The sequence below is a fragment of the Paenibacillus oceani genome (assembly GCF_014705615.1).
Classification (GTDB): domain Bacteria; phylum Bacillota; class Bacilli; order Paenibacillales; family NBRC-103111; genus Paenibacillus_AB; species Paenibacillus_AB oceani.
Genome location: NZ_JACXJA010000011.1, coordinates 37,700 through 64,341, shown reverse-complemented (window position 1 = coordinate 64,341; position 26,642 = coordinate 37,700). Strand labels below are relative to the sequence as shown.

Genomic DNA, 26,642 nt, shown 5'->3' with positions numbered 1-26,642 from the left:
ACGGAGAGTCTGGAGGATACGAGAACGGTCGCCGTACACATCAGTAATTTGCGCAAAAAAATCGAGGCTGACCCTGCCAATCCGGAGAGAGTCATTACGATTCGGGGAGCCGGATATATGCTGGTTGCCAGAAGTGCGTTGCAAGCGCGAACTTAGCGTACCACCCTGATTAAAGAATTCATGAAAAAATAGCGGCGTAGAGATTGAAACTATTCATCACCAAGGCCAGCCTGGGAAACCTCCGCCGCCAGATTCTGCACCAAGAATAACTTTATAGATTACGTTGTGTGCAGGCATTGCAGCTGAGCCTCCGTAACTTAATTCCGGACCTCCATTTATCGCTTCCCAACCGATAACCTCATAGCCTTCATAGTTATTTAACATAGGATGGGTAAATTGGGCCTCATACCGGTAGATCTCTTCTGATAGGACTTAACCTCTTCCGTCAAGGTACCACCGTTCAGATCAAAGGTTGCCTTGCTGGTCGGCGAGCTCATGATTACACAAATATGGCCGGCTTTTCCATGGGGATTGCAGTTCAAGTTCGAGTACCTGATTCTTTGCAGTCGGTGGTTATATCATCACGATGTACTTGGATAGCACTTTTCCGAATGATGTGTCGCGTTGGTTTCATCTGGGCACGCGGATCGTTACCGGCGCAGAGGTGTGTTGCGTACACGAACTTAAAGTTTTCTTTATGTTTCATAGATAGGCTAATCTGCTGTGATAAGATAGGGGAGAATTTTGACGAATCTTGTATGTTTCGGGGTGATTCTTTAGACGCATATGCGGAGGAACATCGTATCTCTACTAACTTCGATAAGTTTATGCACTGTTGCGAAATGAAGTTTCTTTTCTGAATTTGTATATTAAAAAACGGCGATTATTCAAATAAATGGGAGGTGAAGATCATGTTGACTGTAAAATGGCAAAAAACGCGCTATGTTGTTTTATTTTTATTTTTTGTGTTATTGCTTAGTGTGACGTTGCCATTTGGTACTCCAACGGCGGATGCGGCACAAACGAGGGCCGGAAGCCAAGTGGAGAAAATTGCTGCTGGATGGTCCTATTCGCTGGCGCTGAAATCGGACGGCACGGTCGTCGCCTGGGGAAGTAATGATAAAGGTCAAGCGACCGTGCCGACGGGTATTGCTTCACCTGTCAAAGGGACTAGAGTCGCTGCTGGGTGGAATCATTCACTGGCGCTGAAATCGGACGGCACCGTCGTCGCATGGGGATATAATGGTTCTGGTCAATCGACTGTTCCAGCGGGTCTGAAAGATGTGATATCGATCGCCGCTGGATATGAACATTCGCTGGCGCTGAAATCGGACGGCACCGTCGTCGCCTGGGGAGGAAATGGTGACGGTCAAACGAACGTGCCGGGTGGGCTAAACGGGGTGGTGTCGATTGCTGCGGGAGGCCTCCATTCGCTGGCGCTGAAATCGGACGGCACCGTCGTCGCCTGGGGAGAAGATATTATTTCTGGTCAATCGACTGTGCCGGGTGGGCTTAATGGGGTGGTGTCGATTGCCGCGGGAGCGTACCATTCGCTGGCGCTGAAATCGGACGGCACGGTCGTCGCCTGGGGAAATAATGATTATGGTCAATCGACTGTTCCAGCGGGTCTGAAAGATGTGGTGTCGATCTCGGGAGTGTACAATTCGCTGGCGCTGAAATCGGACGGCACCGTCGTCGCCTGGGGAGATAATGATGTAGGTCAATCGACTGTGCCGGGTGGGCTAAACGGGGTGGTGTCGATCGCTGCTGGAGCGGAACATTCGCTAGCCTTGAAATTGGACGGCACGGTCGTCGCATGGGGAAATAATAGCGATGATAAATCGACTGTTCCAACGGGTCTGAAAGATGTGATATTGATCGCCGCTGGAGGAACCAATTCGCTGGCGCTGAAATCGGACGGCACCGTCGTCGCATGGGGTCTATCGACCGTGCCGGGCAACGATAACCTGAATGATCTATCGCTGCAGGAGGGTCCATTTGATAAATCATTTTCACCTACCGTCACGTCTTATACCTATTCTTATATCGGCCCGTCGGTATCGAGCGTGAACGTAACGGCGGAGCTGGCAGACACGAATTATGCTGCGTTATATGTCAATAATCAGCCGCAAGCAAGCGGTAGCGCTGCTACGGTCAGCATCTCAGAAGATACGACGGTCATACCCGTTCGTGTCGAGCCTTATTTCAAACCAGCCAAGACGTATACGATTACCGTGTTGAGGGATTCTACACCTCCGGTCATACAGTTCGGTGCGAACGGCAATGCAATCTGGTCGCAGTCGGCATCGACAACGGTGACGGTGACCGACGCGGAAAGCGGAGTCAAATCCTCATCGCTGCAATACGCGTGGACGCAAAGCACCGTGACTCCGTCAACGGGCTGGACATCGTTTGCAAGCGGAGGTACGCTATCGAAGAACGGAGCCGACGGCGATTGGTATTTGCATATTAAAGCTCTGGATGCTGCGGGCAATACGACCAACGTAGCGTCGGACCGCTTCCGCCTTGACAATACGTTGCCGACGATCAGCTACGGTACGAACGGAAATGAAAGCTGGTCGCAGTCGGCATCGACAACGGTGACGGTGACCGACGCGGGAAGCGGAGTCAATGCCTCCTCGCTGCAATACGCGTGGACGCAAAGCACCGTGACTCCGACAGCGGACTGGGCGACGTTTGCAAACGGAGGTGCTCTTTCGAAGAACGGAGCCGACGGCGATTGGTATTTGCACATTAAGGCTCAGGATGCTGCGGGCAATACGGCCAACGTGGTGTCGGGCCGCTTCCGCCTGGACAATACGGCACCGGCGATCAACATCTCAATGACGAATGCTGACTTTAGCACCTATTCGGATAATACCTGGTCCAATCAGGAAGTCACGATCCGCGTAACCGCAACGGATGCCAACAGCGTCGTATCGAATGTCTATTCGATGAATGGGGGAACCACATGGATAGCCTATACGGTTCCTATTACGCTGCAGGAGGGCGTTCATTCGCTGACATTCAAAGCTGTCGATGCGGCGGGGAACGAAGCCGTTCTGCACAGAACGGTGAAAATCAGCACAAGCGGATTGATGCTTACGCCCACAATGACAACATCAGGCGGCAGTCCTTATACGAGCGGAGAGTGGAGCGGCACGAGTGTTACGGTAAGCGTCTATGCGCAAGCGGGTTTGAGCGGAATCGCAAGCCTTACCTACACGTTGGACGGAGGAGCTTCGCAAAATTACGTCAATCAAGACCCGCTCACGCTCACTCAGGAAGGACAACATACCATGGTGTTCCAAGTCGTGGATACGGCGGGGAATACATTTACCGCCACGCTGGCGGTAAACATGGACTTGACCGCGCCCACCGTCAGCTTCGGAACGAACGGAAACGAAAGCTTGTCGCAGTCGGCGTCGACAATGGTGACGGTGACCGACGCGGGAAGCGGAGTAGACACTTCAACGCTGCAATACGCGTGGACGACGGACACCGCGATTCCGGCAGCGGGCTGGACATCGTTTGCAAGCGGAGATACGCTGTCGAAGAACGGAGCCGACGGCGATTGGTATTTGCACATTAAGGCTCTGGATGCTGCGGGCAATACGGCCAACGTGGTGTCGAGCCGCTTCCGCCTGGACAATACGGAGCCGGCGATCAACATCTCGATGACGAATGCTGATATGAGCGCCTATCCGGATAATGCCTGGTCCAATCAGGAAGTCACGATCCGCGTAACCGCAACGGATGCCAACAGCGTCGTATCGAATGTCTATTCGATGAATGGGGGAACCACATGGATAGCCTATACGGTTCCTATTACGCTGCAGGACGGCATTCATTCGCTGACATTCAAAGCTGTCGATGCGGCGGGGAACGAAGCTGTTTTGTACAGAACGGTGAAAATCAGCACAAGCGGATTGATGCTTACGCCCACAATGACAACATCAGGCGGTAGTCCTTATACGAGCGGAGCGTGGAGCAGCAAGAGTGTTACGGTAAGCGTCTATGCGCAAGCGGGTTTGAGCGGAATCGCAAGCCTGACCTACACATTGGACGGAGGACCGTGGCAAAATTACGTCAATCAAGCTCCGCTCACGTTCACACAGGAAGGACAACATACCATGGTGTTCCAAGTCGTGGATACGGCGGGGAATACATTTACCGCCACGCTGGCGGTAAACATTGACTTGACCGCGCCTTCCGTCAGCTTCGGAACGAACGGAAACGAAAGCTGGTCGCAGTCGGGTTCGACAACGGTAGCGGTGACGGATGCGGGAAGCGGAGTAGACGCTTCATCGCTGCAATACGCGTGGACGACGGACACCGCGACTCCGGCAGCGGGCTGGACATCGTTTGCAAGCGGAGATACGCTGTCGAAGAACGGAGTCGAAGGGAACTGGTATTTGCACATCCGTGCGCAGGATGGAGCAGGCAATACGGCGAATGCGGTGTCGAACCGCTTTCGTCTGCAAGTAGCTTCAACAGAATCGGCTTCAACAGGATCGCTGTCGTATGTGGCGGATATGAAGCCTGTTATAGACCTCAACGGTACATCTCTTGAACTGGATCGTATCGACATGACGAAGCCGTTCGTCACGTTGGAAGTTACGCCAAAAGACGGTACGGCATACGTCAGCATTCCGGCCAACATTTTATCCGGCATCGAAGGGACTAATGCAAACTTTTTCATCGAGATAAAGACCCCTTATGGCAGCTATCAAGTGCCGGTCAATCTGGCGTCGCTTCTTCCTGGGCTGAAGGATCTGCTAGCCAAGAACGATCTCAATGCCGGTGATATCAGCTTCAAGGTCATCCTAACTAATAAATCCGATGACAAGGATATCCAGAAAGCATCGGCAGACGGTTTGCTCCGGGGCCAAGTGGTGGGACCGATTGTAGATTTTAACATGGAGATCATAAATACCAAGAATAGACAATCCGTCGGAACTTCCAATCTGTTCAGCAAGTCGCTTCCAATCGTAATTCCTATGCCGAAAAGCATGACCAGCATGCCGGAGCAATGGGGCGCGTTCCGCTATAACGAAGCGACGAAGAAATTTGAGTTTGTTCCCGCGAAGAAAGTGTTGATTGATGGCGCATGGTACGTGACGATCAGCTCTTATTCCAACAGCGTGTACGTCGTGGCACAAAATCCGGTGAGTTTTACCGATACGCTTGAACATTGGAGCCAAGCATTCGTAGAGCTGGCTGCGGCGAAAGGACTAGTTGAAGGCGTTGGCGAAGGCTTGTATCAACCTGACGAAACCGTAACCAGAGCAGAATTTACCGCGATGTTAGTCCGGGTGCTGGGACACAAAGCTTCTAATGCCAGAACAGCGTCATATGACGATGTAAAGCCTGATTCGTGGTATTTCAACGTGATCGTTACAGCTAAGGAGCTTGGACTGTTGGACTTTGTGAACGGAAATCACTTCATGCCCGATCAGCCGCTGACTCGCGAAGAAATGGCGAGCATGTTGGCGGCCGTGATCAAGCTTAAGAACGTGCCGATGACGAAGGAAAACGTAACGCTTGACGGCTACAAGGATATCGGAGACGTGAACGCGTCCTATCTGGATGAAGTTCGCTTGATGGTCGAGCTTGAAATCATGACAGGCACAGACCAGGATACGTTCAGTCCGAAAGGGATATCGACACGCGCTCAAGCGGCGGTTGTGTTCATAAGGATGATGCAAAAGCTTGATTGGATCGACTGATTTCATAGTGGGATACACAATCAAATCCCGTCAGAGTGAAGCGACTTCATTCTGATGGGATTTGATATCTAATGCGGTGTGGAAAGCGGGGACAAGAAGACGCTAGAAACTATATAACGGAAGCCAACCTGTTTAGTTCCAATGAGATCTTTGCCATTTCCGCGAAAGCCGACCATAAGGACAACGCCTGGCGTGTGATCCAATACTTGAACAGCGATGAACTTGCACGTACCGAGTCGGGTATGCGGAACGGAATGCTTCCCGCACGGCAGGAATATGCTCCCGAAATCGCCGGACACGATGTCGGTCTGTTTTACCGAATTGCGAGTCCTGGGCCGAGTGTAAAGAAAGACCCGCTGTTTGATTTTTTGGGTTTGCCTGAGGCGTTTACCCGTGTGATGCCGTCAATCATACTGGAGGAATTCGACAGTGTGCTGGATGGGAAGAGCACGGTGGAGGAGGCGCTTGAGCGCATGCAGTTGCGGGAGCAGGCGGCGCTTGATGCAGCCGTAGCCGAAGAAAACGAGTAAGAGAGTCGCTGTCGTCTTTTATTACTTTATATAACTAAACAATCCTGCGGGCAACTAATACAAATACTCACTCTAAGCTTTTTACAATACAATACAATACTAAGCTAAGATTAAGTACGGTGATTGATAAGAGACACCATCGCGAAGGTCGTAATGATTTATTGGTTTTAGCGGCTAAGGCGACGGGACCTTCACCCTACACCAAAGTGTGCAGGCGGGCTCCTTTCGCCGATGCGGGCAGATGAGCGGCTGGGCGCGGGACGCAATCAAGCTCGCGGCAGCCCTTGGCCTTCTGAACGGCCGCGACGGCGGGTTATTCGTACCGCCAGGGCAGTTGACCCGTGCGGAAGCGATTCAAGTATTATCTAAGCTGGTGAAATAAAGGTGACTATAGGCAAGGGAGCTCGGAGCTTATGGCTTCGGGACTGTTCCCGCATACAAGTCATGTGGAGTGTCTAATATTGATAGTGCTGAAAGAATAGATGAGATGTGACAGTATTGCTCAAGCTAATAAAGCGTTGAACCGTATTACAAAATAGTGGTAAAGGTGGAGAGTGGAGATGTCCATTAGTTTATCACTTAGTTGGTGAATAGAATTATTACAACAGCCGTGGATGTTAACCACGGCTGTTGATGTCTTAACCGTTAAGTAAAGTTGTGGTTCAAGATATGGGTCTTCGATACAACCGGATTCGTGGGGCGGCGCATGCAGGTTTTTTTAGAATTCGTAACAGCTTCAACTTAGTATATTTCAAAAAGTTTATTTTGAGTTTATATGAAAAGAATATAATGCAATACGTAGACTATAAGGTTCATTCGTATAGATGATTCCGAAATCAAGGAGGAATAATGAATACTCTATTAAAGTCAATAACAGATTGGGTTTCGACAAAGAGGGGCATGTGGATTACAATTATCGTTTGGCTTGTCCTCATGATTGGTTTAAGTGCTGGACCCAAATTAAGTGACTACAAAGTGACGAACTTTCAGTCATTACCTAACGAAGCACAATCCATCATTGCTAACGAAAAGCTCGAACAGTTTTTTCCAAACGATCAGGGTACACCTGGGATTCTCGTCTTTCATAATGAAAACGGGGAAATAAATGTGGACGAAGTAGCAGAAATAATGGATGCGATTCTAGCTGCTGATGTGGAGGGCATAGACAAAATCATTAATATTGCCAATCTGCCGCTTCAAGCGTTAGAATCTTTTAAATCAGAAGACCAATCAACAATGATTATTCCGATGACATTAGACGCCGCTGCTGACAGTCGTCAGATCGGCGAAACCGTTGATAAAGTTGCAGAGATCGGAAACCAAGCCGCGCAAGGATTTACTGATACCCTATTTCGAATAACAGGACCTGCTGGTATTGTGGGCGATACGTTAAAGCTCTTTGAGCAAGCGGATTTTGTGTTAATAATGGCAACGATCGGAATTATTTTATTGCTTCTAATCGTTATTTACCGTTCACCTTTATTAGCGCTCATTCCATTATTAGCAACAGCGATTGTATACCAAGTTACAAACCAGGTCATTGGCTTAATGGGGGCAGGGGGGTTAGAAATTAATAACTCGACAACCTCGATTATGAGTATTCTGCTGTTCGCAGCCGTTATTGACTATTCCCTATTCGTATTCTCGCGCTTCCGTGAGGAGTTGAATCATCACGAAAGCAAGTACGATGCTATGAAGCATGCTATGCGTGCTACAGGTAAGCCAGTATTCCTTGCAGGCGGTACTATATTCGCAGCCATGCTTGTTTTATTCTTTGCAAGTTTCCGTGATTACCAGAATTTTGCACCTATTTTCGGTACAACGATGGCAATTATAATGTTAGCATCGATCACACTATTACCAGCATTATTCACATTATTCGGTCGCAAAGCATTTTGGCCAAAGGTACCTAAGTTCGGTATATCCAAAGAAGCGAAGCATGGTTTCTGGGGCCCTGTGGCTAAGTTTGTAGTAAACAAGCCAGGATTATCAGGTGGACTTGTTGGGATTATTATGCTTGTGACAGCACTGAATGTATTTAACTTAAATTATGAGTTCGATACAGTGAAATCATTCCCGAAAGACTTACCATCTCGTGAAGGATATGAAATTGTTGAAGCCCAATATAAAAAAGGGGAATTAGCACCGACTTCGATCTTGGTAACAAGCGATAAAGCAATATCAGAAGATCAAATCAAAGCGCTTAGTTCGAGATTGATTGATGAGGATAACGTTGCGTCTGTTAGACTGATTGGTGTAACTGAGGATAGTACCGCTCTAAAATATAGCATGACGCTTGATTTTAATCCTTATTCAGTAGAAGCGATCGATTTGATCAAAGAGCTAATTAATGGTAGCGAAGACTTGTTAGCGGATGTTAACATATCTGGAGAAATTCATTATGGTGGTGTTACACCGAAATTAGTTGATGAACGTGGTGTAAATAACCGCGATATATGGTTGATCGTTGTACTTGAAACGTTACTAATACTCGTATTATTGTTCGTATTGACCAAATCGGTTAGAATGTCAGCTTACATGATGGCTACGATTCTGATTTCATTCGTATCTGCATTAGGACTCGGTATATTCCTAATTGATGTATTATTCGGGTACGATGCGGTAAGTACGCGTGTTCCTGTGTATGCCTTTATTTTCTTAGTCGCTCTTGGCATCGACTATAATATTATTCTAGTGTCACGATTCTTAGAGGAACGTAAAGTACGTAAAGTGAAGGAATCATTAGAAGTTGCAATTCGTAACACGGGTGGTGTCATTTCATCGGCTGGTTTAATATTAGCGTCAACGTTCGCAGCATTAATGACGATGCCCATCGCAGATTTGTTCGTCTTCGGGTTCATCGTTGCCATCGGTATTCTGATGGATACCTTCTTAGTTCGTGGTATGCTGTTACCAGCGGTAATCTTATTCTTCGAGAAGGATTAGGATAAGTAATCTGACAAATGCAGACTATGTATACAGCCTCTGCATGGGGGGATTCAGCTGAGAATCATTGTAATTGATGACGACAAAAACATCTTAGAACTTGTAAGCATTCATCTAGCACGCCAAGGATACTTAGTGCTAAAAGCAAATAACGCAGCAGAAGCATTAGATATTCTGGAGAAGGAAGTACCTGATTTGGCAGTCGTTGACGTTATGATGCCCGGTATGGATGGCATCGAATTAACTAAAATCTTAAGTCAAGACTACGGTATTCCTGTTCTCCTCCTAACAGCAAGAGGCGAACTAGAGGACAAAACAAAAGGATTCCTAGCGGGATCGGAAGATTATGTGGTGAAACCGTTCGAACCGAAGGAATTACTATTCCGCATCGCAGTCATATTAAGAAGGTATGAAAAGGAATATCAATCGATCATTCAAATAGGTAACGTAACCATTAACCGTAAAATATTTGAAGTGTCGACGGGTGAGCGTTCCGTTATCATGCCGTTAAAGGAATTTGAATTACTCGCTTTATTGGCAAGTCGTTCGAATCATGTCGTTGAGCGGAGCACGATTATGGAGCAAATTTGGGGGCATGACTATGAAGGTGATGATCATACGTTGAATACTCATATGATGCGAGTTCGCGAACGTCTAACTCATCTTCGTGCTAACATCGAAATCAGAACGACTCGTGGTGTTGGCTATAAGCTAGAGGTTCATAATTCGTGAAAACACTTTATCGGCAATTTTTCGTCACCACTATTTTCATTATATTGTTGAGTACGATTGTCGCCTTCTTCTTGGCGAATACGTACTATTATCAGGTTACTGAGGAGCTCAATGATCAGAAGCATGTAGCAATTGCTCAAGAAATTACTAGGTTTATTGAAACGAATGAAAATGTTAATATGGAGCATTATTTATCTTCGCTTGGTCAGGTCGGCTATCAGTTCTACGTTGCAAGCGAATCGGGCTATTCCCATTTTTTTGGGAGTGAGTTTGAAGTAAAAGATTTACTGGAATCAACGAAGTTATCTGTATTTAATGGGAACATCTATCACGGAATGAGAGACTTCTCAAGCTACATCTTTATGAGCGGAATGTTTGCTAATGAGCTTGAAAACACAGTGGGTCTGCCGTTTAAATACGAAGGCGAGAACTTTGGATTATTCCTGCGACCGAATATTGATCTGCTGGTTACAGAAGTGCATATCATTTTTGCTGGAATGATTGTATCGATGGCTGTCATTAGTCTTCTTACGATGCTCATCGTAGCCAAGCGGCTTATTCGCCCGATTACGCAGCTCACGGAAGCGACGAAGCAAATTTCGCAGGAAAAATACAATCATATGCTTGAGATTGATCGAAGAGACGAGATTGGACAGCTTGCCGAGAGCTTTAATGAAATGACGAAGCAATTACAGGAGAACGATCAGTCACGTAAAGAGTTCATTAGCAATGTGTCGCACGATTTTCAGTCTCCTCTTCTCAACATCCAAGGTTATGCGGATTTATTAAGGGCTCAGACGATTACAGAAGAAGAAAGATCAGCTTATTCTTTGGTCATCCAAACAGAAGCCAAACGACTATCGATTTTAACGAAACAGCTGTTGCTTCTTACTTCATTAGATCAGTCCAACCGTAGATTGAAGCGGGAGTCCTTCTCGTTGGATGTGCAGCTCAAAAGCTTGTCACAGAAATATCTATGGAGGATCCAAGAAAGAGGGATTGAGCTTTACTACAAAATATCTCCTGTACTTTATCAGGGTGATAAGAGCTTATTAGAGACGGTATGGGATAACTTATTTACTAATGCATTAAAATATAATAAACCGAATGGTTCCATACAAATCGAGAATGAAGATTGCGGTCCTTACGTGACCATTCAATTCAAAGATACCGGGATAGGTATTAGAGAAGATGAGCTTCCACATGTGTTCGATCGTTTCTACCGAGCAGATACTTCTAGAACGGAAGAAGGCACAGGTCTTGGTTTGACGATTGTTAAACAAATTATTGAATTACATGAGGGGAGCATTCAAGTGTCAAGTGAGCTTGACGTTGGAACTTGTGTACTGATTACATTGCCTAAGGAATGAACTTTGAAAAGGAGCGAGAACAACATGTTGTTTTACAGTAAATGGTTAATTCGCATTTCGGCAGTATATGCTTTGATTGGCGCAATGCTCGGATCGGATATAGCGGGGAGAAAAGACTATACACTGGTTCCGGGTCATGCCCATATTCTAGTTGTCGGCTGGTTAACTCTTTTTGCATACGGTATTTTCTATTATGTATTTAAAGAGATCGGCATGAAAAAAACAGCTAAATTACATGCTTGGTCCAGTCTGATTGGTGGCGGACTTATGCCGCTCAGTATGCTTCTGTACTATAAGATGGAGAACACGTTTACAATGATTACGTTTATTACGTCAGCATCGATATTGTTGTTAGGCATCATTCTCTTCACCATCCTTTTATTTTTTGATAAAAAAATATTTCAAGATAAGAGCAATGTATAAAGTGGCCCCTTTATTTTTAAACCGCCGGAGTTGCTCTAGGCGACTGCAGACAGGCGGGGTATATTGTCACAGACGAGGCAATGCTTCGTGAACTCTTTCAACGATTGATCGAACGGATTGAAATTGCGGTGGACGGCAGTATTACGATCCATTATATTTCAAAAATCCGTTATTGCTGGGGGCGTAAGCTGCCCCCTAATATGTTATCTATATTGAGCAAACCACACATGTGGAGTGTGTGGCGGTGTTGGTTTGGAACGGAACTGAAGAGAAGTAACATTAACAGCCCTCCTAGCGAAGGGCTGTTATATCGTTTATACTGATAAAACCAATTTACTCGTAGGAGTTGTCTAGCGAATCATGATAAAGAAAGAAATCGCTCATATACGCAAGCAATTTAAGCTGGATCACGAGATGATGACTATTAACAACATTCTCAACGTGTATATTATGAAGGATAGCAACGAGGTCTATCATTGGGAGCGCCAGGCGTTTGCTCTGGTGGATCGAGAGAAGCAAGAGCTGTATATGGGGAATTTCAAAAAACTGCTGACCGGAGAATTGGATCAGAAATTGTTCGAGTTGAAGTTTCAGGAGGAAGCAGAGGATCCAACGCGAGTGCTGCTTCACCAAGGTTTGGTGACAGGCGATCCCGAAGAATGGAAGGACCTGATGCTGCTGTTGGTGGATAAAATGTTGGTGGATGCCAAGTATGAACAGGATACAGTAGTCACGTTCGTTCATGGACAGTATTTCCGGCCGACCAAGGGCAGAAATGAAGAAGCCGAAGAGACCGGGAAGGACGAACTGTTCGCGAATCCGTTCATTCTATGCAGCGTGAATTCCACGGAGAAGCAAAAGAAAACCCTCTTGTTCGATTATGTGGAGAAGGAATTTAAGTACAATGTCATCGTAGATCCGATTATCAAGTTAAGTTCGCCGGAGCACGGGTTCTTTTATCCTAGCGTGACGGATAACTATTCCGATGTGAACCGCATTCTGTATTGTACGGCAAAATCGAATTATCCGGATCAGCACTTCATCGAACAGGTCTTAAATGCCGAAAGATCCATGACGGCCATGGAAGAGAGGGCTATTTTCGAAGACATCGTGAAGGAAGTGGCGGGCGAACAACTCGACGTAGCCACTCTCGCACAGGTGTACGAGGAGATCCACCAGGTCATCGAAACCAACGAAGATGAGGAAGAACCTCCGAGGCTGGATTATAAAGAGGTGGAACGTGTGCTGACCGTAAGCGGCATAGAGAACGTGACGACGGAAAAAGTGGAACGCGCGTTTCAAGCGATCGTCGACGATCGGAACTATGAAATGAAGGCAAGCAGCGTGATGCCGAAATTCACTTCAAAATCGATTAAGATCGATACCAAGGTCGCCTCGATTTCGGTCAGCCCGCAGGATCTAAAGTATGTGAGACAGGTGAATTATCAAGGGAAACGATGCATCCTGATTGAGATCGACGAAGATGCCGTAATCGAAGGATTTACGCTCAGTACCGAGACGTTATAGACTCAGTGGACAGCGTTGGTTCATGCGGTTGCAGCCTTTGAATAGGTCGGCGCATCACGTGTTCTCACACTGTCTACTCGACATATGTGGAGTGCGTTCCGGCAGCCGCATAACCGTGTCCTCAATAGAAGGATCGGCTAAAATCTCCCTCAACTTCGCGACATCGGCCGTCAACTGGAGCGAACGGATGAGCGTTTCGGCATCGGCCGTCCCGGCATCCAGTTCGTATACGTCGAGGCCGGGTCCGGCTACATGGGTAGCAATAGTTTCGCCGTTTACCGCTACGGTGAGCTCCAGCACATCGTCGTCGAAGTAGCCGACGGACAGCACGGGCGAGTCTGTCAGCGAGGAGACGTTCTCCGCTTCTTCAACGACATTTCCCCAGCCGTAATCGTCTCCGAGAATAGAGACCCAGCCCGGCGGACGCTGCGAAGCGGCAGAGCGTGATTGGAATTTACGAAGCTTAATCATTTTGATTCCGATCCCTACCCGCCCAACAACTCCAAAAACTCCCCAACCCGCTTTTCTGTCGATTCCCGCGTCTCGATCCCCATCAAATAAGAAGCCAAGATCGACTGCAGGCGGCTCTTCTGCTCCTGGCTCATGTGCAGGTCGGTGAGCAGGCTGTAGCTCGGCTCGAGCTCCTTGAAGAGCCTGTAATTGTCCGGGCGGTAGATGCCGGCTCCGCCAGCCTCGTTCTCTTGCTGTTCGTTGTCCTGCTGCTCGTCGCCTTGCTGATCGTTACCTTGCTGTCCGTCCTCTTGCTGCTCGGCCGCTTGCCGCAGGGCCGGGATGCTGTAGGTGCGGGTGCGCATGTAGCGCTGGGTGGCCTCTGAGGTCAGGTGCCGGATGAACAGCTCGGCCGCTTCCGGGTTCGGGGTGTGCCGGTTAATGGCAAAGCCGATCGAGAGCAGCAGCGTCTTCGGCGCGTTCACGTAAGGCAGCGGGGCGAGATCGAATTCGACCGATGTGCCGCGCAGCTTGTTCAGGTTAAAGTAGGTGGTCATGATAACCGATATTTTCTGCTCGGCGAACAGGCGCTCGACGTGGATGTCGTGCTCGGACAGCAAGAGCGAGAACAGGCGCTGGCGGTGGACCAGGTCGTAGCAGCTCTGGATGCTGTCCATCAGCCGGGCCGTCTGTTCCTCCCGGTGCCGGGGGTCCAGCTCCCCGAACGTCAGGCCGCTTTGCAGCATGAAGACCGGCCAGCGGTTGTCCGTCACCGGGTAGAAGTAAAAGCCGAGCTTGCCGCTGTCGCCCTGCTCCAACCGATCGAGCAGCTCCATGAACCGATTCCACGTCCATTCCCGGGGAGGTGCGGTCCAGTCGAGCTCCGCGAGATGCCGCTTGTTGTAAGCCATCACTACCGGTGAGAAGATGACGGGCTGCACGTACAGCTCCCCTTCGTAGGTAAAAGGAGGGGTCAAATAGTCGTAGATCCCTTTCGCCGGACGCAGCGGCAACAAGTAGCTGCCGATAGGGGCAAGCTTCTCGGCCAACTGGCCGAAGTTGATATAGTTCATCGCGATCACGTCGACGATGTTGTTCTCCAGATAATAGGTCGCGACCTCGAGATAATCGTAAAATTGCAGCGGGATGAGCCGTACCTGAATGTGCGGATGGTTGACTTCGAACTGTCCGATCAACGCAGGGAGATCCATATCGGTTGCCATCGAAGGATAATACCCGACGGATAAAGTAACCGGCTGCTGCCCGCCGGGGAACGCTCTCACCCGAATCCCGACCCGCGGAATCCGTTCGACCAACCCGTCCTGAACGAGCTGCTCCAGCCCTTTTTGCACCGAATTGACACTAAGCTGGTATTGCTTGCTGAGCTGCGGGATCGCCGGGAGGTAGGCGTCCGGCTCCAGCTGTCCGCTCTCGATCTGCTGCCGCAGGCTATCTACCATGTCTTTCAATCGATCCCGAAAGGTCGATCGGCTAGGTTTGCTTGACACTGGGGAACCTCATTTCCGGGAAAATCTGGTCTCGTCCTCCGATCATACCGAACGAAACTGCCAGTTGACAAGCACCGGGTCCTGTCATAAAATCACTTACATATGATACAGATATGATACAGTACATAGGGAGGAGCGTCAAACGGTTTCGTTCGATCGATGGATCCAATCACGAGCTATCCGCTCGAGAGGATGGAAGTGCAGCAGAGCAACAGAGCAGGGTGTTTTACGCAAGCGTTCTCAAGAGTACGGAGATCTGCCGCGATAAACCCATTCAGGCTACGGGAGTGATGGTATGAGCAAGCGAGTGTACAAGCAATTATTTATGGTGTTTCTCTCTTTATCGATTGTTTTGGGAGCGTTCCCAGTTTCTCCATGGACAGGAAAAGCCAGTGCTGCAACTGCAGAGCCGGTGCAGCTGCTCAACCCCGGCTTCGAGCTGGGCCGCAATGGCGACGGTACGCTTCCCGGCTGGAAGGTGACGACGGCCGCGACGGTGCAGGATACGCTGGTGGACCTGAGCACGGACACGGTTCGCTCGGGCCAGGCCAGCTTGTATTTCCGCAACAAGGATACGAACGCTTCGTTAACGGTATCCAGCGATCCGATCGCGGTATCCAAGGGCGATAAGGTGACGGTAACCGCTTACGTGTACGGGGTGGACATCAGCTTGAACTTCGGGCTGGAGTTCACGGGCTACAACGCCCAGATGACGACGACCGGCGTAACCGGCTCGTACTTGCGGGTTCCTACGACGGCGGCTGTGATCGGTAAAGGGAAATGGGTGCAGATCAGCGCGGAGTATGAGGTACAGGAAGGCGCGGCTTTTGTCGTCGCGGCGCTTAGCGGCGGCAGAACGACGCAGACGGTCGCGTATGTCGACGATGTGGCGGTATCGGTCGTTCGTGCGAACGCCCCGGGACCCGGACCTGGGCCAGGGCCTGGACCGGATCATCCGTATTTGCTGAACCCGGGCTTCGAGCGGGCGGCTAATCCGGACGGGACGCTGCCGGGCTGGAAAGTGACGACGGCGGCGAACGTCCAGGACACGTATGTGAATTTGAACCAGACGGTCGTCCGGTCGGGCGCGTCCAGCTTGTATTTCCGCAACAAGGATACGAACGCTTCGTTAACGGTATCCAGCGATCCGATCGCGGTGTCGAAGGGCGACAAGGTGACGGTGACCGCATACGTATACGGAGTGGACATCAGCTTGAACTTCGGGCTGGAGTTCACGGGCTACAACGCCCAGATGACGACGACCGGCGTAACCGACTCGTACTTGCGCGTCCCTACGACGGCGGCTGTGATCGGGACGGGCAGATGGGTGCAGGTAAAAGGCGAGTATACGGTGAAAGAAGGCGCGGCGCATGTCGTGGTGGCGCTTAGCGGCGGCAGGACGACGCAGACGGTCGCTTATGTGGACGACGTCGACGTTCAGATCGAGCGTGCAGGCACCGCGCCCGTAGTAGCCGATACGCTGCCTAATCCGAGCTTCGAATCGCCGCTGGCCGGCGGCAACATCCCGAACTGGGAAATCGTGCTCGGCAGCGGGACCGCCCAATTGGCGCAATCTCCGGTGCTGGACGGCGCGAACAGCTTGTATTTCAAAGACAGCTCGGCGACGGAAGGGTTCCGTATCATGAGCGACCGATTCAAGGTGAATGCGGGCAGCAGCCTGACGATTCATACGAATGTGTATGTCATTCGTCAGACGCACAACATTGTTCCGCAAATCTACTACTATTCTTCTGACGGGACTCATCTCCGCACGGATGAAGGGTTGTTCGGCTCGGTAACGCTGGGGACGAACAAATGGTCGGCGATGCGGCTGTATACGACGGTTCCGGCGGGAGCGGCGTTTGCCCGGATCGCGCTGTATTCCGGCGAGCCGAGTGAAACGGAGGCTTATATGGACGACATCAGCGTAACGGCGGCGCCGCCGGAAGTTCCGCTGGATCGCGAGTACCTGGCTCCCGAGGCGATCGGGCCGATGGTCAACGTGAACCTGGGGCAAGCGGGCGCCATCCAGACGAATGCGCTTGGCGAGAATGAGATTTATTTCGTAACCAACGGCTTGCCGGGTACGTTCTACGTGGTCGATGCGGAGACGGGCAAGCGGAAGTTCAGCCAGGTCATCCCGAATACGGAAGCGACTTGGGCGATGACGGTCGGCTCGGACCAAAACGTCTACTTTGCAGGGACGAAGGACGGGATGCTGTACCGGTACTTGCCTGCGGAGAAAAAGCTCGAGAACCTCGGCTACAACACGGCCGACGGCTGGGTATGGGATCTCGAGGCGATCGACGACAAAATCTACGGCGGCACGTACAACAGCACGTCCAGCGGCAAGCTGTTCGAATACGACATCACGAACAAGACGTTCCGCAACTATGGCATTCTGAAGCAAGGGCAGCAGTACGTGCGCGGGATCGCGGTGGACGGCGACTATGTGTATGCGGGCCTCGGGACGACGATCGAGCTGCTGAAAGTGAACCGTCATACCGGCGCGCAAGAAGCGGTTCCGATTCCGGGTCATTCGGGCGGTCCCGGCGGTCCGGTCGCGGACGTGTTCGTGATCGGGGATCTGCTGTTCGTATCGGTCAGTACGATCAATATGGTCGTGCTGAATAAGAACACAGGCGGGGTCCTCGCGAATTTCCAATACAGCAACATGATCTCCGAGCCGGACCCGGCCAATCCGAAGTACATGTACTACAAATATTTGACGAACCTGTACCGGTTCGACTTGACGACGTACGAATCCACGCGGATCGAGCTGTCCTACCCGCTGCCGGATACGACACGCGTCAAGGATATGACCTGGATCAAGCTGACGAGCGGGGCCAAAGCGGGGCAAACGGTACTGGCGATCGTCACCCAATACGGCGAGTATATGTGGTACGATCCAAGCGATGGCAGCGTAACGTTCGTTAGTCTGGAGATCGATCCGCAGCCGGTGCGGATTCAGGCGTTCGAGGTAGGCTTCGACGGCCGTCTCTATTTCGGCGGTTACCAGCGTGGGATGAGCATCTACAATCCGTTTACGAAGCAGATCGACTTGAACGTCTCGGCCTTCGCACAGCCGGAGGGGATCGGGTTTCTCGGCGAGCGGGTGTTTTACGGCACGTATGTATCGGCGGTGATGTACAGCTATGACCCGACGAAGCCTTTTGTGATGAACCAGAATCCGAACTACGAGTACAAGATCGCGCATCAGGACCGGCCGTTCGCGATCACGTCAGGGGATAACAAGCTGTTCGTGGGCACGGTGCCGGATTACGGCTATCTGGGCGGCGCGCTCGCGATCTACGATGAGAAGGCGGACAAGTGGACCCAGTACGATCACGATCAAGTCGTCCGCAACCAGAGCATTATCGGACTGGCGTACAAGGACGGTCTGCTGTATGGCGGGACGTCGGTCTGGGGCGGGCTGGGCATCGATCCGTCCGAGCCGGAAGCGAAACTGTTCGTCTGGGACGTGGAAAAAGGGCAGAAGATCGACGAGTTCGCACTCGACATCCCGGGCATCGATGAGACGCCGAAGATGATCGGCGAGATTTCGTTCGGTCCGGACGGTCTGTTGTGGGGAGTCGTGGACGGTACGATCTTCGCGATGGACGTGACGACCAAGCAGATTGTGAAGAGCAAAATGATCCGCCCGAGCTCCTACAACACGAGCAAATGGCTGCCCTATCATCTGCGCTGGGCGCCGGACGGCATGCTGTACACGACTTTGGCGCGTAAGATCATTGTGATCGATCCCGAGACGCTGCAGTACAAAATTATTGTGAACGACTTCTTGAACAGCATGTCGATCGGGGTGGACGGCAGCATCTATTATGCGCCGGATGCGGGAACGGACCTGGCGCGGATCGCCGTACCGCAAACCGATGCAACATTGTCCTCGCTTACCGTAAAAGGTTCGGGTGTCCCAGGGTTCTCCCCGGGAATCGCAACTTACAAGCTTCCTGCCGCTTCCAAGGGTACGGTTCAAGCGACGGCGACTCAGCCGGGGGCAGCCGTTCAGGTGGAAGAAAGCGGGGAGGAAGCGAAAATAACGGTCGTCGGTAATGATGGGAAATCGACACGGGTGTACCGGATCGTGTGGGAGCAGAAGGATGACGGCACGACGCCTCCGACGGAGGAGCCGAATGAACCGGAGACACCGCCGGCCGGACCTGGCGCGCCGATCGGAGGGGGACAACAGCCTTCCCCTGGAGGTGACGGAGAGAAGACGCGGGTTGTCGGCAGCGGCGATCTGATCCCGCAAAGCAACGGCTCTCTGCAGGTGAACGTGCTGGAGAAGACGGAGCTGGTGCAATTGCCGGCTAACGTGGCCGAGCTGCTTAAAGAGCAAGGACTTCTGACGATCGCCGCTCCCCACGCGAGTCTGTCGCTGCCTTCGCAACTGTTCGCGGAGTTGCAGCAGAAGGCCGGTTCGTCGCAGGGCGGGATACAGTCCGTGAACGTATCGCTGGCCAAAGCGGACGAGTCGCAAACATCGCAGATGGTTCGGCAGATTGGCGAACAGCGTCATGCGCAAGTAACGGCACGATCGGCATGGATGGATGTGCAGGTTACAGCGGCTACAAGCCAAGGAACGATCCGGCTGGAGCATTTCGCCGAGCCGATCGTCGTGTCCGTTAACGTCCCAGGCGACGGACGGCCGGAGCTGACGCATCTGTATCGCCTGTCCGAGGAAGGCAAGCTGGAGTATGTCGGCGGACAGCTAGTGGATGGCATGTTGACTGCGAATGTAACCAAACCGGGGCAGTATATCGCGCTGGAGTTGAACAAGACGTTCACCGACGTGGCCGGTACTCACTGGGCGTTGAAAGTGATTCAAACGATGGCGTCGAAGCTGATCGCCGAAGGAGTGAGCGACGACCGGTTCGCTCCGGATGCCGACGTGACGCGGGCCGAGTTCATCGCCTTGATCGCGCGAAGCTTGAAGCTGCCGGCATCGCCGGGCGCCGCTTCCTTCGGTGACGTAGCGGCGGACAGCTGGTACGAAGACGCCGTTCAGGCGGCGGTCAAGGCCGGTCTGATCGGAGGCTACGACGACGGGACGTTCGCCCCGGACCGGACGATCTCCCGGGAGGAGATGGCCGTCATCCTCGTTCGCGCTTACGAGTACCAATCCGGCAAGCTTACCGGCGCGTCCGCCGGGACTTCGTTTGCCGATGCGGACCAGATGAGCGAATGGGCTCGGGACGCGGTTGGGCACGCAGCAGCGCTGGGCCTTCTGAGCGGCCGCGACGGCGGGCAGTTCGTCCCGCAAGGGCAGCTGACCCGTGCGGAAGCGATTCAGGTTTTATCCAAGCTGGTTAAGTAAAGGTAACTGCAGACAAGGCAGCCCGGGAGCTTATGCTTCCGGGCTGTTTTGTTTTTGCGTTTTAACGTTTTTTTAAAGAGCGAAGATCTTCTCGTAAGATGAAGTACTTCACTCTTTACTATTAAGGAGCGATGGCAAAGTAAAAATACACCATATAGCAAAATCCTATAAGGGCCGGCGTGAGGATTACACCTAACAAATAACCGATGAACCACAACTTTTTCATTTTCCGTTTCCATCCAAAAGATCCCCCCACAGGGATGCTGACAATCATGGCAACCGTCATTCTTAGCATGTATTGGATATGCCATTCAGAAACTGAATTAGAATAATTCATCCAGCGAACAGGATCGATGTAAATGATTGGTAATAGAAAATACAATATCGTAGTGGTAACGAATGAGATGAGAACTCCTCTAATGAACATGATTTCCTCCCTTCTACCCCGAAGTAATATATAAACGCAATTACTGGCGAAGAAGTTGTGAAGCATAGGAAATAGATAAGACTACTCCAGCAAAAAATGGGATTCGGCGAGTATGATAGATGTATGTGCCTGTCCAACTTGTGTTAGCAGTGCGAATTGTCCGGATAGAATCGGCGGCTCGCTGTTACTCCGTTAATTTTTAAATTTACCAAACCGTATACGTGCCGGTCCGGAGGTGCTTCCGAATTGCTCTAAGACGTACTCTCCATTTATCTGACTGATTTGGCCAAGCATATGCTTTTGTTTCTCACCCTCGTTAGCAGTTCCGTTAGTTGCATATTCTTTTGCTGCGTTTAGATCACGCCAAAAAGCGACCTCTTCGCCTTCAGGAAATTCAAGTGCCAGCCGGATAAGGAATATACCCCGGGCTCCATAATCGCTCGGCGCATTTTTTGCGAACACAACCGTTTCGGTTCCCATTGAATTTATAATTTCATATTCCGGTTTCGGTGTACGGGTAAGTTTGGTAAGAGTGTCTTCATACCATGCAAGCAACTGCTTATTTCTTTCCATTTCCTCCGAATAACCCTCTGCAGATTTAGGCCCCTCATCCACCTGCTTTTCTGCCAGCTGCTTCTCCAACTCAGCGATTCGCTGTTGCAGTTGTATCTCTTTGGTTGAAGGCGAGGACAAGTTATTATCTTCGGTGCATCCAGATAAAAGGAACATTCCGGCCAGTATGAACAACATCAGCAAGATCGGAAAATGATATCCATTTTTCATCTGCCATCACTCTCCTCATTGGTATGTCCATATATAAGACTTCAATAGTTAAAACAAGGTTGTATAAAAGAGACGCTTATTCACCTTAGTAAGCAGACGATAATCGGTAGCGTTTTAAATGAGATTAGAAAGGGTTCTTCTTAGCGAGGGGTTCTTCCTTCGCTATCTTTCCTTTTATAGAATAAGTAAGGACTGTTAATGGAGACCTAATCCTATTTTTCTAATTTTTTTTATCGACAGTGTCGATTTTGTCTTAAGCTGTTCGTCGTCTTTATAAAGGCGCGGAAATTGCAGCATTCCGCCACAGCCCATCCATCATGAACATAGCGAAAAGGAGATATACAAAATGAACACAGTAACTTCCAAAGACGGCACCAAGATTGCCTACGATCAGGTCGGCCAAGGCCCGGCGCTCATTCTCGTAGCGGGAGCGTTCAGCTACCGGAAATTCCCGGGGCAGGTGCAACTGGCGAACCTTTTGTCGGAGCGCTTCACGGTGTACAACTACGACCGGCGCGGACGCGGGGACAGCGGTGACACGATGCCCTATGCGATCGAGCGCGAGATCGAGGATCTTCAGGCGATGATCGATGAAGCCGGCGGCACGGCCTACGTCTGGGGATTGTCTTCCGGAGCCGTTCTTGCCCTTCAAGCGGCGGCGAGAGGGGTGCCTATTACGAAACTGGCGCTGCATGAGCCGCCATTCGTAGTCGACGCGGCGGATCGTAAACCTCCGGCGGATTTCGTCAAGCAGGTTACCGGGCATATCGCGGCAGACCGCCGGGCGGAGGCCATCAAGTATTTTATGACTCAAGGGATGGGTGCGCCTTCGTTTGTAGTCGGTATGATGCGGCTCATGCCCGGCGTATGGTCGAAGCTGATGGCCGTCGCGCACACGCTCCCCTACGATGCGGCCTTGATGGACGGCTATATGGACGGGAAACCGCTGCCGGCCCGCTTATGGAGCGGTGTCACGATGCCTACGCTGGTGCTGGAGGGGACGGAGAGTCCGCTTTCGCTGCGCCGCGGCGCTCAAGCTCTCGCGGACGTGCTCCCGAACGCACAGCTGCTTAGCAAAAAAGGACTGGGGCACACGAAGAAGCTCGATGCGAAGAGGATTGCGGCGGAACTGGCGGCATTTTTTAAGGGCGATACTGGCGCTGCGAAATGAGAGAAGAAAGGATGGATTCTTATGCAAAAAACATACGCAAAAGAGAGTCATACCAACGTAATTAGGTTGCTTTTGGCCGGCGGGGTGATCAGTGCGCCCCTGTTCTATGCGGCAGCGATCGCTCAAGTGATTACCCGCTCAGGATTCGATATTAGGCGTCACGCGATCAGCATGCTGACGTTAGGGGAGATGGGGTGGATTCAGAGCGCTAATTTCATACTCACCGGATTGCTCGCTGTGCTCGCGGCCGTCGGGATTCGCAGTTTCCTGCGGGGGAGCAGAGGCGGGACGTGGGGGGCGCTGCTGATCGGAATGTATGGGCTCGGTATGATGGCGGCGGGGATGTTTCGCCCGGACCCGGGTCTCGGCTTTCCGTCCGGTGCCCCGGAAGGGATGCCGACATCGATGAGCGGAGAAGCAGCGGTGCATTCTTTGGCTTTCTTTACCGCCTTCATTTGCCTGATTGCGGCAAGTATCGTGTTTGCCCGCCGCTTTGCGACACGGGGCGAGCGTGGATGGCAAGCTTACTCGATCGCGACGGCCTGCCTTGCTCCTTTGCTGATTATATTGGGCATGGGAATGAATAGTTGGATGGGCGTCATTATGGGGAGTGCGGGGGTGGTTGCTTTCGAGTGGGTGTCGGCTCTTGCGGCCCGATTACATGGTGAAGCCTCCAGGGGATAGGCTGCAGCTGCAATGGAGTGCGACAGGAACTTGGCTTTTGGCTGCCGAACCTATAGGGTAGGAATAAAGAAACAGCGGCTGTCGATTTTGTCATCATCGGTTCGTCGTATAAATAGAAGCGGATGTCCCCGGGCAATCGTAACGGGTGGACGAGGCTCAACAAAACGCGGGAGGTAATGAAGATGAGATTTATGATGATCGTGAAAGCTACGACCGATTCGGAGGCGGGCGTGATGCCGAGCCAGGAGCTGATTGAGGCGATGCAGAAGTACAACGAGGAACTGGTGAAGGCCGGTGTGCTGCTCGCGGCCGACGGCTTGATGTCCAGCTCGAACGGAATCCGGATTTCGTACCCGGAACCCGGGGGCAAGCCGAAGGTGGTGGACGGTCCTTTTACCGAGACGAAAGAGATCATCGCAGGTTATACGCTGATTGAGGTCAAATCGCGGGAGGAAGCGATCCAATGGGCGCTTCGCATGCCGGACCCTCACGGTTACGGACAGGGAGAGATTGAGCTCAGACAGGTATTCGAGGTGGAGGACTTGATGGCCGATCCCGAGACGCGGGCAAAAGAAGCGGCGCTTCGCCAGCAGGTTCAGGAGCAGAAACAAGCGTGAACCGCTCCCGTACCGACCGAACGATCGACGCGATCTGGCGGATGGAGTCGGCGAAGGTGATCGCCGGGTTAACGCGAATGGTGCGGGATATCGGCCTTGCGGAGGATCTGGCCCAGGACGCTCTGGTCATCGCTCTGGAGCGGTGGCCGGAGAGCGGCATCCCGGACAACCCGGGCGCCTGGCTGATGACGACGGCCAAGAGACGTGCCATCGATCTTCTCCGCAGAGCGAAGCTGCGCGACCGGAAGTACGCGGAGATCGCCCGCACGGTGGACGGGTATACCGAAGAAGATATCGAGCAAGCGATAGGCGAGGAGATCGGCGACGATCTCCTTCGTCTGATCTTCATGACGTGTCACCCGGTGTTGTCGCAGGACGCGAGGGTCGCCCTGACGCTTCGCCTGTTGTGCGGGCTCACCACGGATGAGATCGCCCGTTCGTTCCTCACCGCCGAATCGACGATTGCCCAGCGGATTGTCCGTGCGAAGAAAACGTTGAACCGCGAGGGTGTTCCCTTCGAGGTGCCTGCGGGCGAGGAGCTTCAAGACCGGCTGTCCGCCGTGCTCGAAGTGATTTATTTGATGTTTAACGAAGGTTATTCGGCCACATCGGGGGATCAATGGGTTCGTCCGCTGCTCTGTCAGGAGGCGCTGCGATTGGGGCGCGTGCTTGCCGAGATCGCCCCTCATGAACCGGAGGTTCATGGGCTCGTCGCTCTGATGGAGATTCAATCCTCGAGGCTGAAAACGCGGGTGAACGCCAAGGGCGAACCCGTTCTGCTGATGGATCAAAACCGCGCGTTGTGGGACCAGCTGCTGATCCGCCGCGGTTTGGCCGCCTTGGAACGCTGCCGGAAGCTCGGCCGGCCGCTCGGCCCTTATTCGCTGCAGGCCGCGATTACCGCTTGTCATGCACAGGCGAGGAGTGCGGCCGAGACGGAGTGGCCCCGTATAGCCGCTTTGTATGAGGCGCTGTCCCGGGTCGCGCCTTCACCGATCGTCGAACTGAACCGGGCGGTGGCAATATCGATGGCGTTTGGTCCGGCCTTCGGCTTGCAGATCATCGACAGGCTGAATGAGGAGCCTGCCTTAAAAGAGTATCACCTGCTGCCGAGCGTGCGCGGCGATCTTCTGGCGAAGCTGGGGCGGAACGCCGAAGCCTGCGCGGAATTCGAGCGTGCGGCAGCGATGACTCGGAATGAGCGCGAACGAGCGTTATTGCTGAACCGGGCGGAGGAATGCCGATCCGCTCCTACCGAATCCTTTTTTTGAGCCGCTTGTCGATTTGATGGGTTCACGTTCGTCGTAGTAGCAAAGGGAAGACATTCGGCGGCCACTACCGCCTGAAGCCTTTTCCTGGAAGGAGGGGACCAAAATGCGATTTATGTTGATGATCAAGGCGACGGGGTACTCGGAGGCGGGAGTAGAGCCCAGCCGGGAGTATGCCGAGGCCAGGCAGACGTGCCGGCAGTCGATGGCGCAAGCCGGTGTGCTGCTTGCTGCGGAAGAGCTGCGGCCCAGCACAAGCGGAGTGAGGATCACCTATTCCGCGCTTGGAGGAGAGCCGAGCCTGCAGACCGGCCCTTTTCCAACCGATACGGCGCTTATGGCGGAATATGCCCTGATCGAGGTGCAGTCGGAGGACGAGGCGCTGAACTGGGCGCTCCGGATGCCGGTTCCGGCGGGCCCCGGCGAGTACGAGATCGAGCTGCGGAGACTCGAAGAGCCTGCGGATGCGTGGCGGGAGCCAAGAATCCGGGCGATGGAAGCCGATTTGCAGGACCAGCTCGATATGCTCCAGAAGATGGTTCAGCCGCTGCCAGAACGTCTTTAATCCCATGAAATAAAGGAGAGTTGTGCAGGATGAATCCAGAAGTAACCGATTTTATTGAGGCTTTAAAAGAACCGTGGCACCGCGAACTGTCCGTTTCTCTACGCGAGGTTGTCCACCAGGCGATCCCCGATGCGCTTGAACGTATTCAGTATAAGAAACCCCATTTCCTGAAAAACGGGAAATATGCCGCTGTCATTTCGACATCGAAAGACGCCGTCAGCTTCACGATTTTTAATGCCGCCGCGTTGGAGCTTCCGGAAGGCATGTTCGAGGGCCCGGAGGAGCGAAAAACATTGAAGCTGCGCAAAGGGGACACGGTCCCTTCCGAACAGCTGGCGGCATGGGTCGGTCAGGCTGCTGGCACGCTTTAGGACGCGGGTGGTTTGGGATTCGGCTTGAGCTTGGGGAGAAGGATGTTGAATTCGGTTCGTGCAGGGCAAGACTCGGCAAGCAAGGGAACGTCGACCAGGCAGTCTGGGAGCTTAGAGCTTCGAGGCTGCTTTTTATTATTCTACATATGCCATCAAGTGCGTGTTCAAAAAGTCCGGTTTTCAGCACCGATCCTAATTCGCAA

19 protein-coding genes are annotated in these 26,642 nt (G+C 51.9%); 16 read left to right on the top strand and 3 right to left on the bottom strand.

Features of this window, described 5'->3' with window-relative positions; all coding sequences use genetic code 11:
- From IDH45_RS10775 to IDH45_RS10735, 9 genes are all read left to right on the top strand, one after another.
- Positions 1-156 (top strand): winged helix-turn-helix domain-containing protein (locus IDH45_RS10775; RefSeq protein WP_190927432.1); only part of this gene is annotated, 156 nt, incomplete at its 5' end.
- Positions 157-911: 755 nt separating this feature from the next.
- Positions 912-5,729 carry an OmpL47-type beta-barrel domain-containing protein gene (locus IDH45_RS10770; RefSeq protein WP_190927430.1) on the top strand — a complete coding sequence of 1,606 codons (4,818 nt, stop codon included), beginning with the start codon at positions 912-914 and terminating at the stop codon, positions 5,727-5,729.
- Positions 5,730-5,923: 194 nt separating this feature from the next.
- Positions 5,924-6,259 carry a hypothetical protein gene (locus IDH45_RS10765; RefSeq protein WP_190927428.1) on the top strand — a complete coding sequence of 112 codons (336 nt, stop codon included), beginning with the start codon at positions 5,924-5,926 and terminating at the stop codon, positions 6,257-6,259.
- A 241-nt stretch (positions 6,260-6,500) separates the two neighbouring features.
- Positions 6,501-6,641, top strand: coding sequence for an S-layer homology domain-containing protein (locus IDH45_RS10760; protein WP_190927426.1), 141 nt, complete (start codon positions 6,501-6,503; stop codon positions 6,639-6,641).
- 467 nt (positions 6,642-7,108) lie between these two features.
- Positions 7,109-9,205, top strand: a complete 2,097-nt coding sequence (locus IDH45_RS10755; protein WP_190927424.1) for an MMPL family transporter — start codon at positions 7,109-7,111, stop codon at positions 9,203-9,205.
- Positions 9,206-9,262: 57 nt separating this feature from the next.
- Positions 9,263-9,937, top strand: coding sequence for a response regulator transcription factor (locus tag IDH45_RS10750; protein WP_190927436.1), 675 nt, complete (start codon positions 9,263-9,265; stop codon positions 9,935-9,937).
- Entirely contained in the window at positions 9,934-11,307 is a 1,374-nt protein-coding gene (locus tag IDH45_RS10745) for a sensor histidine kinase (RefSeq protein WP_190927422.1), read from the top strand. Before IDH45_RS10750 ends, IDH45_RS10745 begins: the two co-directional genes overlap by 4 nt.
- 24 nt (positions 11,308-11,331) lie before the next feature.
- Positions 11,332-11,730: a hypothetical protein gene (locus IDH45_RS10740; RefSeq protein WP_190927420.1), complete on the top strand. Its 399-nt coding sequence runs from the start codon at positions 11,332-11,334 to the stop codon at positions 11,728-11,730.
- A gap of 360 nt (positions 11,731-12,090) precedes the next feature.
- On the top strand, positions 12,091-13,257 hold the full coding sequence (locus IDH45_RS10735; RefSeq protein WP_190927418.1) for a DUF4317 domain-containing protein: 1,167 nt from the start codon (positions 12,091-12,093) through the stop codon (positions 13,255-13,257).
- A 54-nt stretch (positions 13,258-13,311) separates the two neighbouring features.
- On the opposite strand, the gene IDH45_RS10730 is transcribed toward IDH45_RS10735, so the two are convergent.
- A complete protein-coding gene (locus IDH45_RS10730; protein ID WP_190927416.1) occupies positions 13,312-13,728 on the bottom strand; it encodes a hypothetical protein in 417 nt (138 codons plus the stop codon).
- Positions 13,729-13,742: 14 nt separating this feature from the next.
- Positions 13,743-15,215 (bottom strand): extracellular solute-binding protein, encoded by a 1,473-nt coding sequence (locus IDH45_RS10725; protein ID WP_190927414.1) that lies wholly within the window; start codon positions 15,213-15,215, stop codon positions 13,743-13,745.
- A gap of 295 nt (positions 15,216-15,510) precedes the next feature.
- Between IDH45_RS10725 and IDH45_RS10720 the strand changes: the two genes are divergently transcribed.
- Positions 15,511-20,553 carry an S-layer homology domain-containing protein gene (locus IDH45_RS10720; RefSeq protein ID WP_190927412.1) on the top strand — a complete coding sequence of 1,681 codons (5,043 nt, stop codon included), beginning with the start codon at positions 15,511-15,513 and terminating at the stop codon, positions 20,551-20,553.
- Positions 20,554-21,172: 619 nt separating this feature from the next.
- On the opposite strand, the gene IDH45_RS10715 is transcribed toward IDH45_RS10720, so the two are convergent.
- Positions 21,173-21,763, bottom strand: a complete 591-nt coding sequence (locus IDH45_RS10715; protein WP_190927410.1) for a hypothetical protein — start codon at positions 21,761-21,763, stop codon at positions 21,173-21,175.
- Between the two features lie 346 nt (positions 21,764-22,109).
- Between IDH45_RS10715 and IDH45_RS10710 the strand changes: the two genes are divergently transcribed.
- The 6 genes from IDH45_RS10710 to IDH45_RS10685 all read left to right on the top strand — a co-directional run bounded on the left by IDH45_RS10710 (position 22,110) and on the right by IDH45_RS10685 (position 26,439).
- On the top strand, positions 22,110-22,934 hold the full coding sequence (locus IDH45_RS10710; RefSeq protein ID WP_190927408.1) for an alpha/beta fold hydrolase: 825 nt from the start codon (positions 22,110-22,112) through the stop codon (positions 22,932-22,934).
- Between the two features lie 21 nt (positions 22,935-22,955).
- On the top strand, positions 22,956-23,618 hold the full coding sequence (locus IDH45_RS10705; protein ID WP_190927406.1) for a DUF998 domain-containing protein: 663 nt from the start codon (positions 22,956-22,958) through the stop codon (positions 23,616-23,618).
- A gap of 182 nt (positions 23,619-23,800) precedes the next feature.
- Positions 23,801-24,235, top strand: coding sequence for a YciI family protein (locus tag IDH45_RS10700; RefSeq protein ID WP_190927404.1), 435 nt, complete (start codon positions 23,801-23,803; stop codon positions 24,233-24,235).
- 41 nt (positions 24,236-24,276) lie between these two features.
- The gene (locus tag IDH45_RS10695) at positions 24,277-25,506 is read left to right on the top strand and encodes an RNA polymerase sigma factor (protein ID WP_223836547.1); all 1,230 of its coding nucleotides are present in this window, start codon (positions 24,277-24,279) and stop codon (positions 25,504-25,506) included.
- Positions 25,507-25,609: 103 nt separating this feature from the next.
- Positions 25,610-26,068 carry a YciI family protein gene (locus IDH45_RS10690; protein ID WP_190927400.1) on the top strand — a complete coding sequence of 153 codons (459 nt, stop codon included), beginning with the start codon at positions 25,610-25,612 and terminating at the stop codon, positions 26,066-26,068.
- 29 nt (positions 26,069-26,097) lie between these two features.
- Positions 26,098-26,439 carry a DUF1801 domain-containing protein gene (locus tag IDH45_RS10685; protein WP_190927399.1) on the top strand — a complete coding sequence of 114 codons (342 nt, stop codon included), beginning with the start codon at positions 26,098-26,100 and terminating at the stop codon, positions 26,437-26,439.
- Positions 26,440-26,642 lie beyond the last annotated feature (203 nt).

Bases quoted from the DNA above. Each gene is read 5' to 3' on its own strand.
- IDH45_RS10770 (WP_190927430.1), top strand. From the start codon at position 912: ATGTTGACTGTAAAATGGCAAAAAACGCGCTATGTTGTTTTATTTTTA.
- IDH45_RS10760 (WP_190927426.1), top strand. From the start codon at position 6,501: ATGAGCGGCTGGGCGCGGGACGCAATCAAGCTCGCGGCAGCCCTTGGC.
- IDH45_RS10755 (WP_190927424.1), top strand. From the start codon at position 7,109: ATGAATACTCTATTAAAGTCAATAACAGATTGGGTTTCGACAAAGAGG.
- IDH45_RS10740 (WP_190927420.1), top strand. From the start codon at position 11,332: ATGTTGTTTTACAGTAAATGGTTAATTCGCATTTCGGCAGTATATGCT.
- IDH45_RS10735 (WP_190927418.1), top strand. From the start codon at position 12,091: ATGATAAAGAAAGAAATCGCTCATATACGCAAGCAATTTAAGCTGGAT.
- IDH45_RS10730 (WP_190927416.1), bottom strand. From the start codon at position 13,728: ATGATTAAGCTTCGTAAATTCCAATCACGCTCTGCCGCTTCGCAGCGT.
- IDH45_RS10720 (WP_190927412.1), top strand. From the start codon at position 15,511: ATGAGCAAGCGAGTGTACAAGCAATTATTTATGGTGTTTCTCTCTTTA.
- IDH45_RS10715 (WP_190927410.1), bottom strand. From the start codon at position 21,763: ATGAAAAATGGATATCATTTTCCGATCTTGCTGATGTTGTTCATACTG.
- IDH45_RS10710 (WP_190927408.1), top strand. From the start codon at position 22,110: ATGAACACAGTAACTTCCAAAGACGGCACCAAGATTGCCTACGATCAG.
- IDH45_RS10705 (WP_190927406.1), top strand. From the start codon at position 22,956: ATGCAAAAAACATACGCAAAAGAGAGTCATACCAACGTAATTAGGTTG.
- IDH45_RS10700 (WP_190927404.1), top strand. From the start codon at position 23,801: ATGAGATTTATGATGATCGTGAAAGCTACGACCGATTCGGAGGCGGGC.
- IDH45_RS10695 (WP_223836547.1), top strand. From the start codon at position 24,277: ATGGAGTCGGCGAAGGTGATCGCCGGGTTAACGCGAATGGTGCGGGAT.
- IDH45_RS10690 (WP_190927400.1), top strand. From the start codon at position 25,610: ATGCGATTTATGTTGATGATCAAGGCGACGGGGTACTCGGAGGCGGGA.
- IDH45_RS10685 (WP_190927399.1), top strand. From the start codon at position 26,098: ATGAATCCAGAAGTAACCGATTTTATTGAGGCTTTAAAAGAACCGTGG.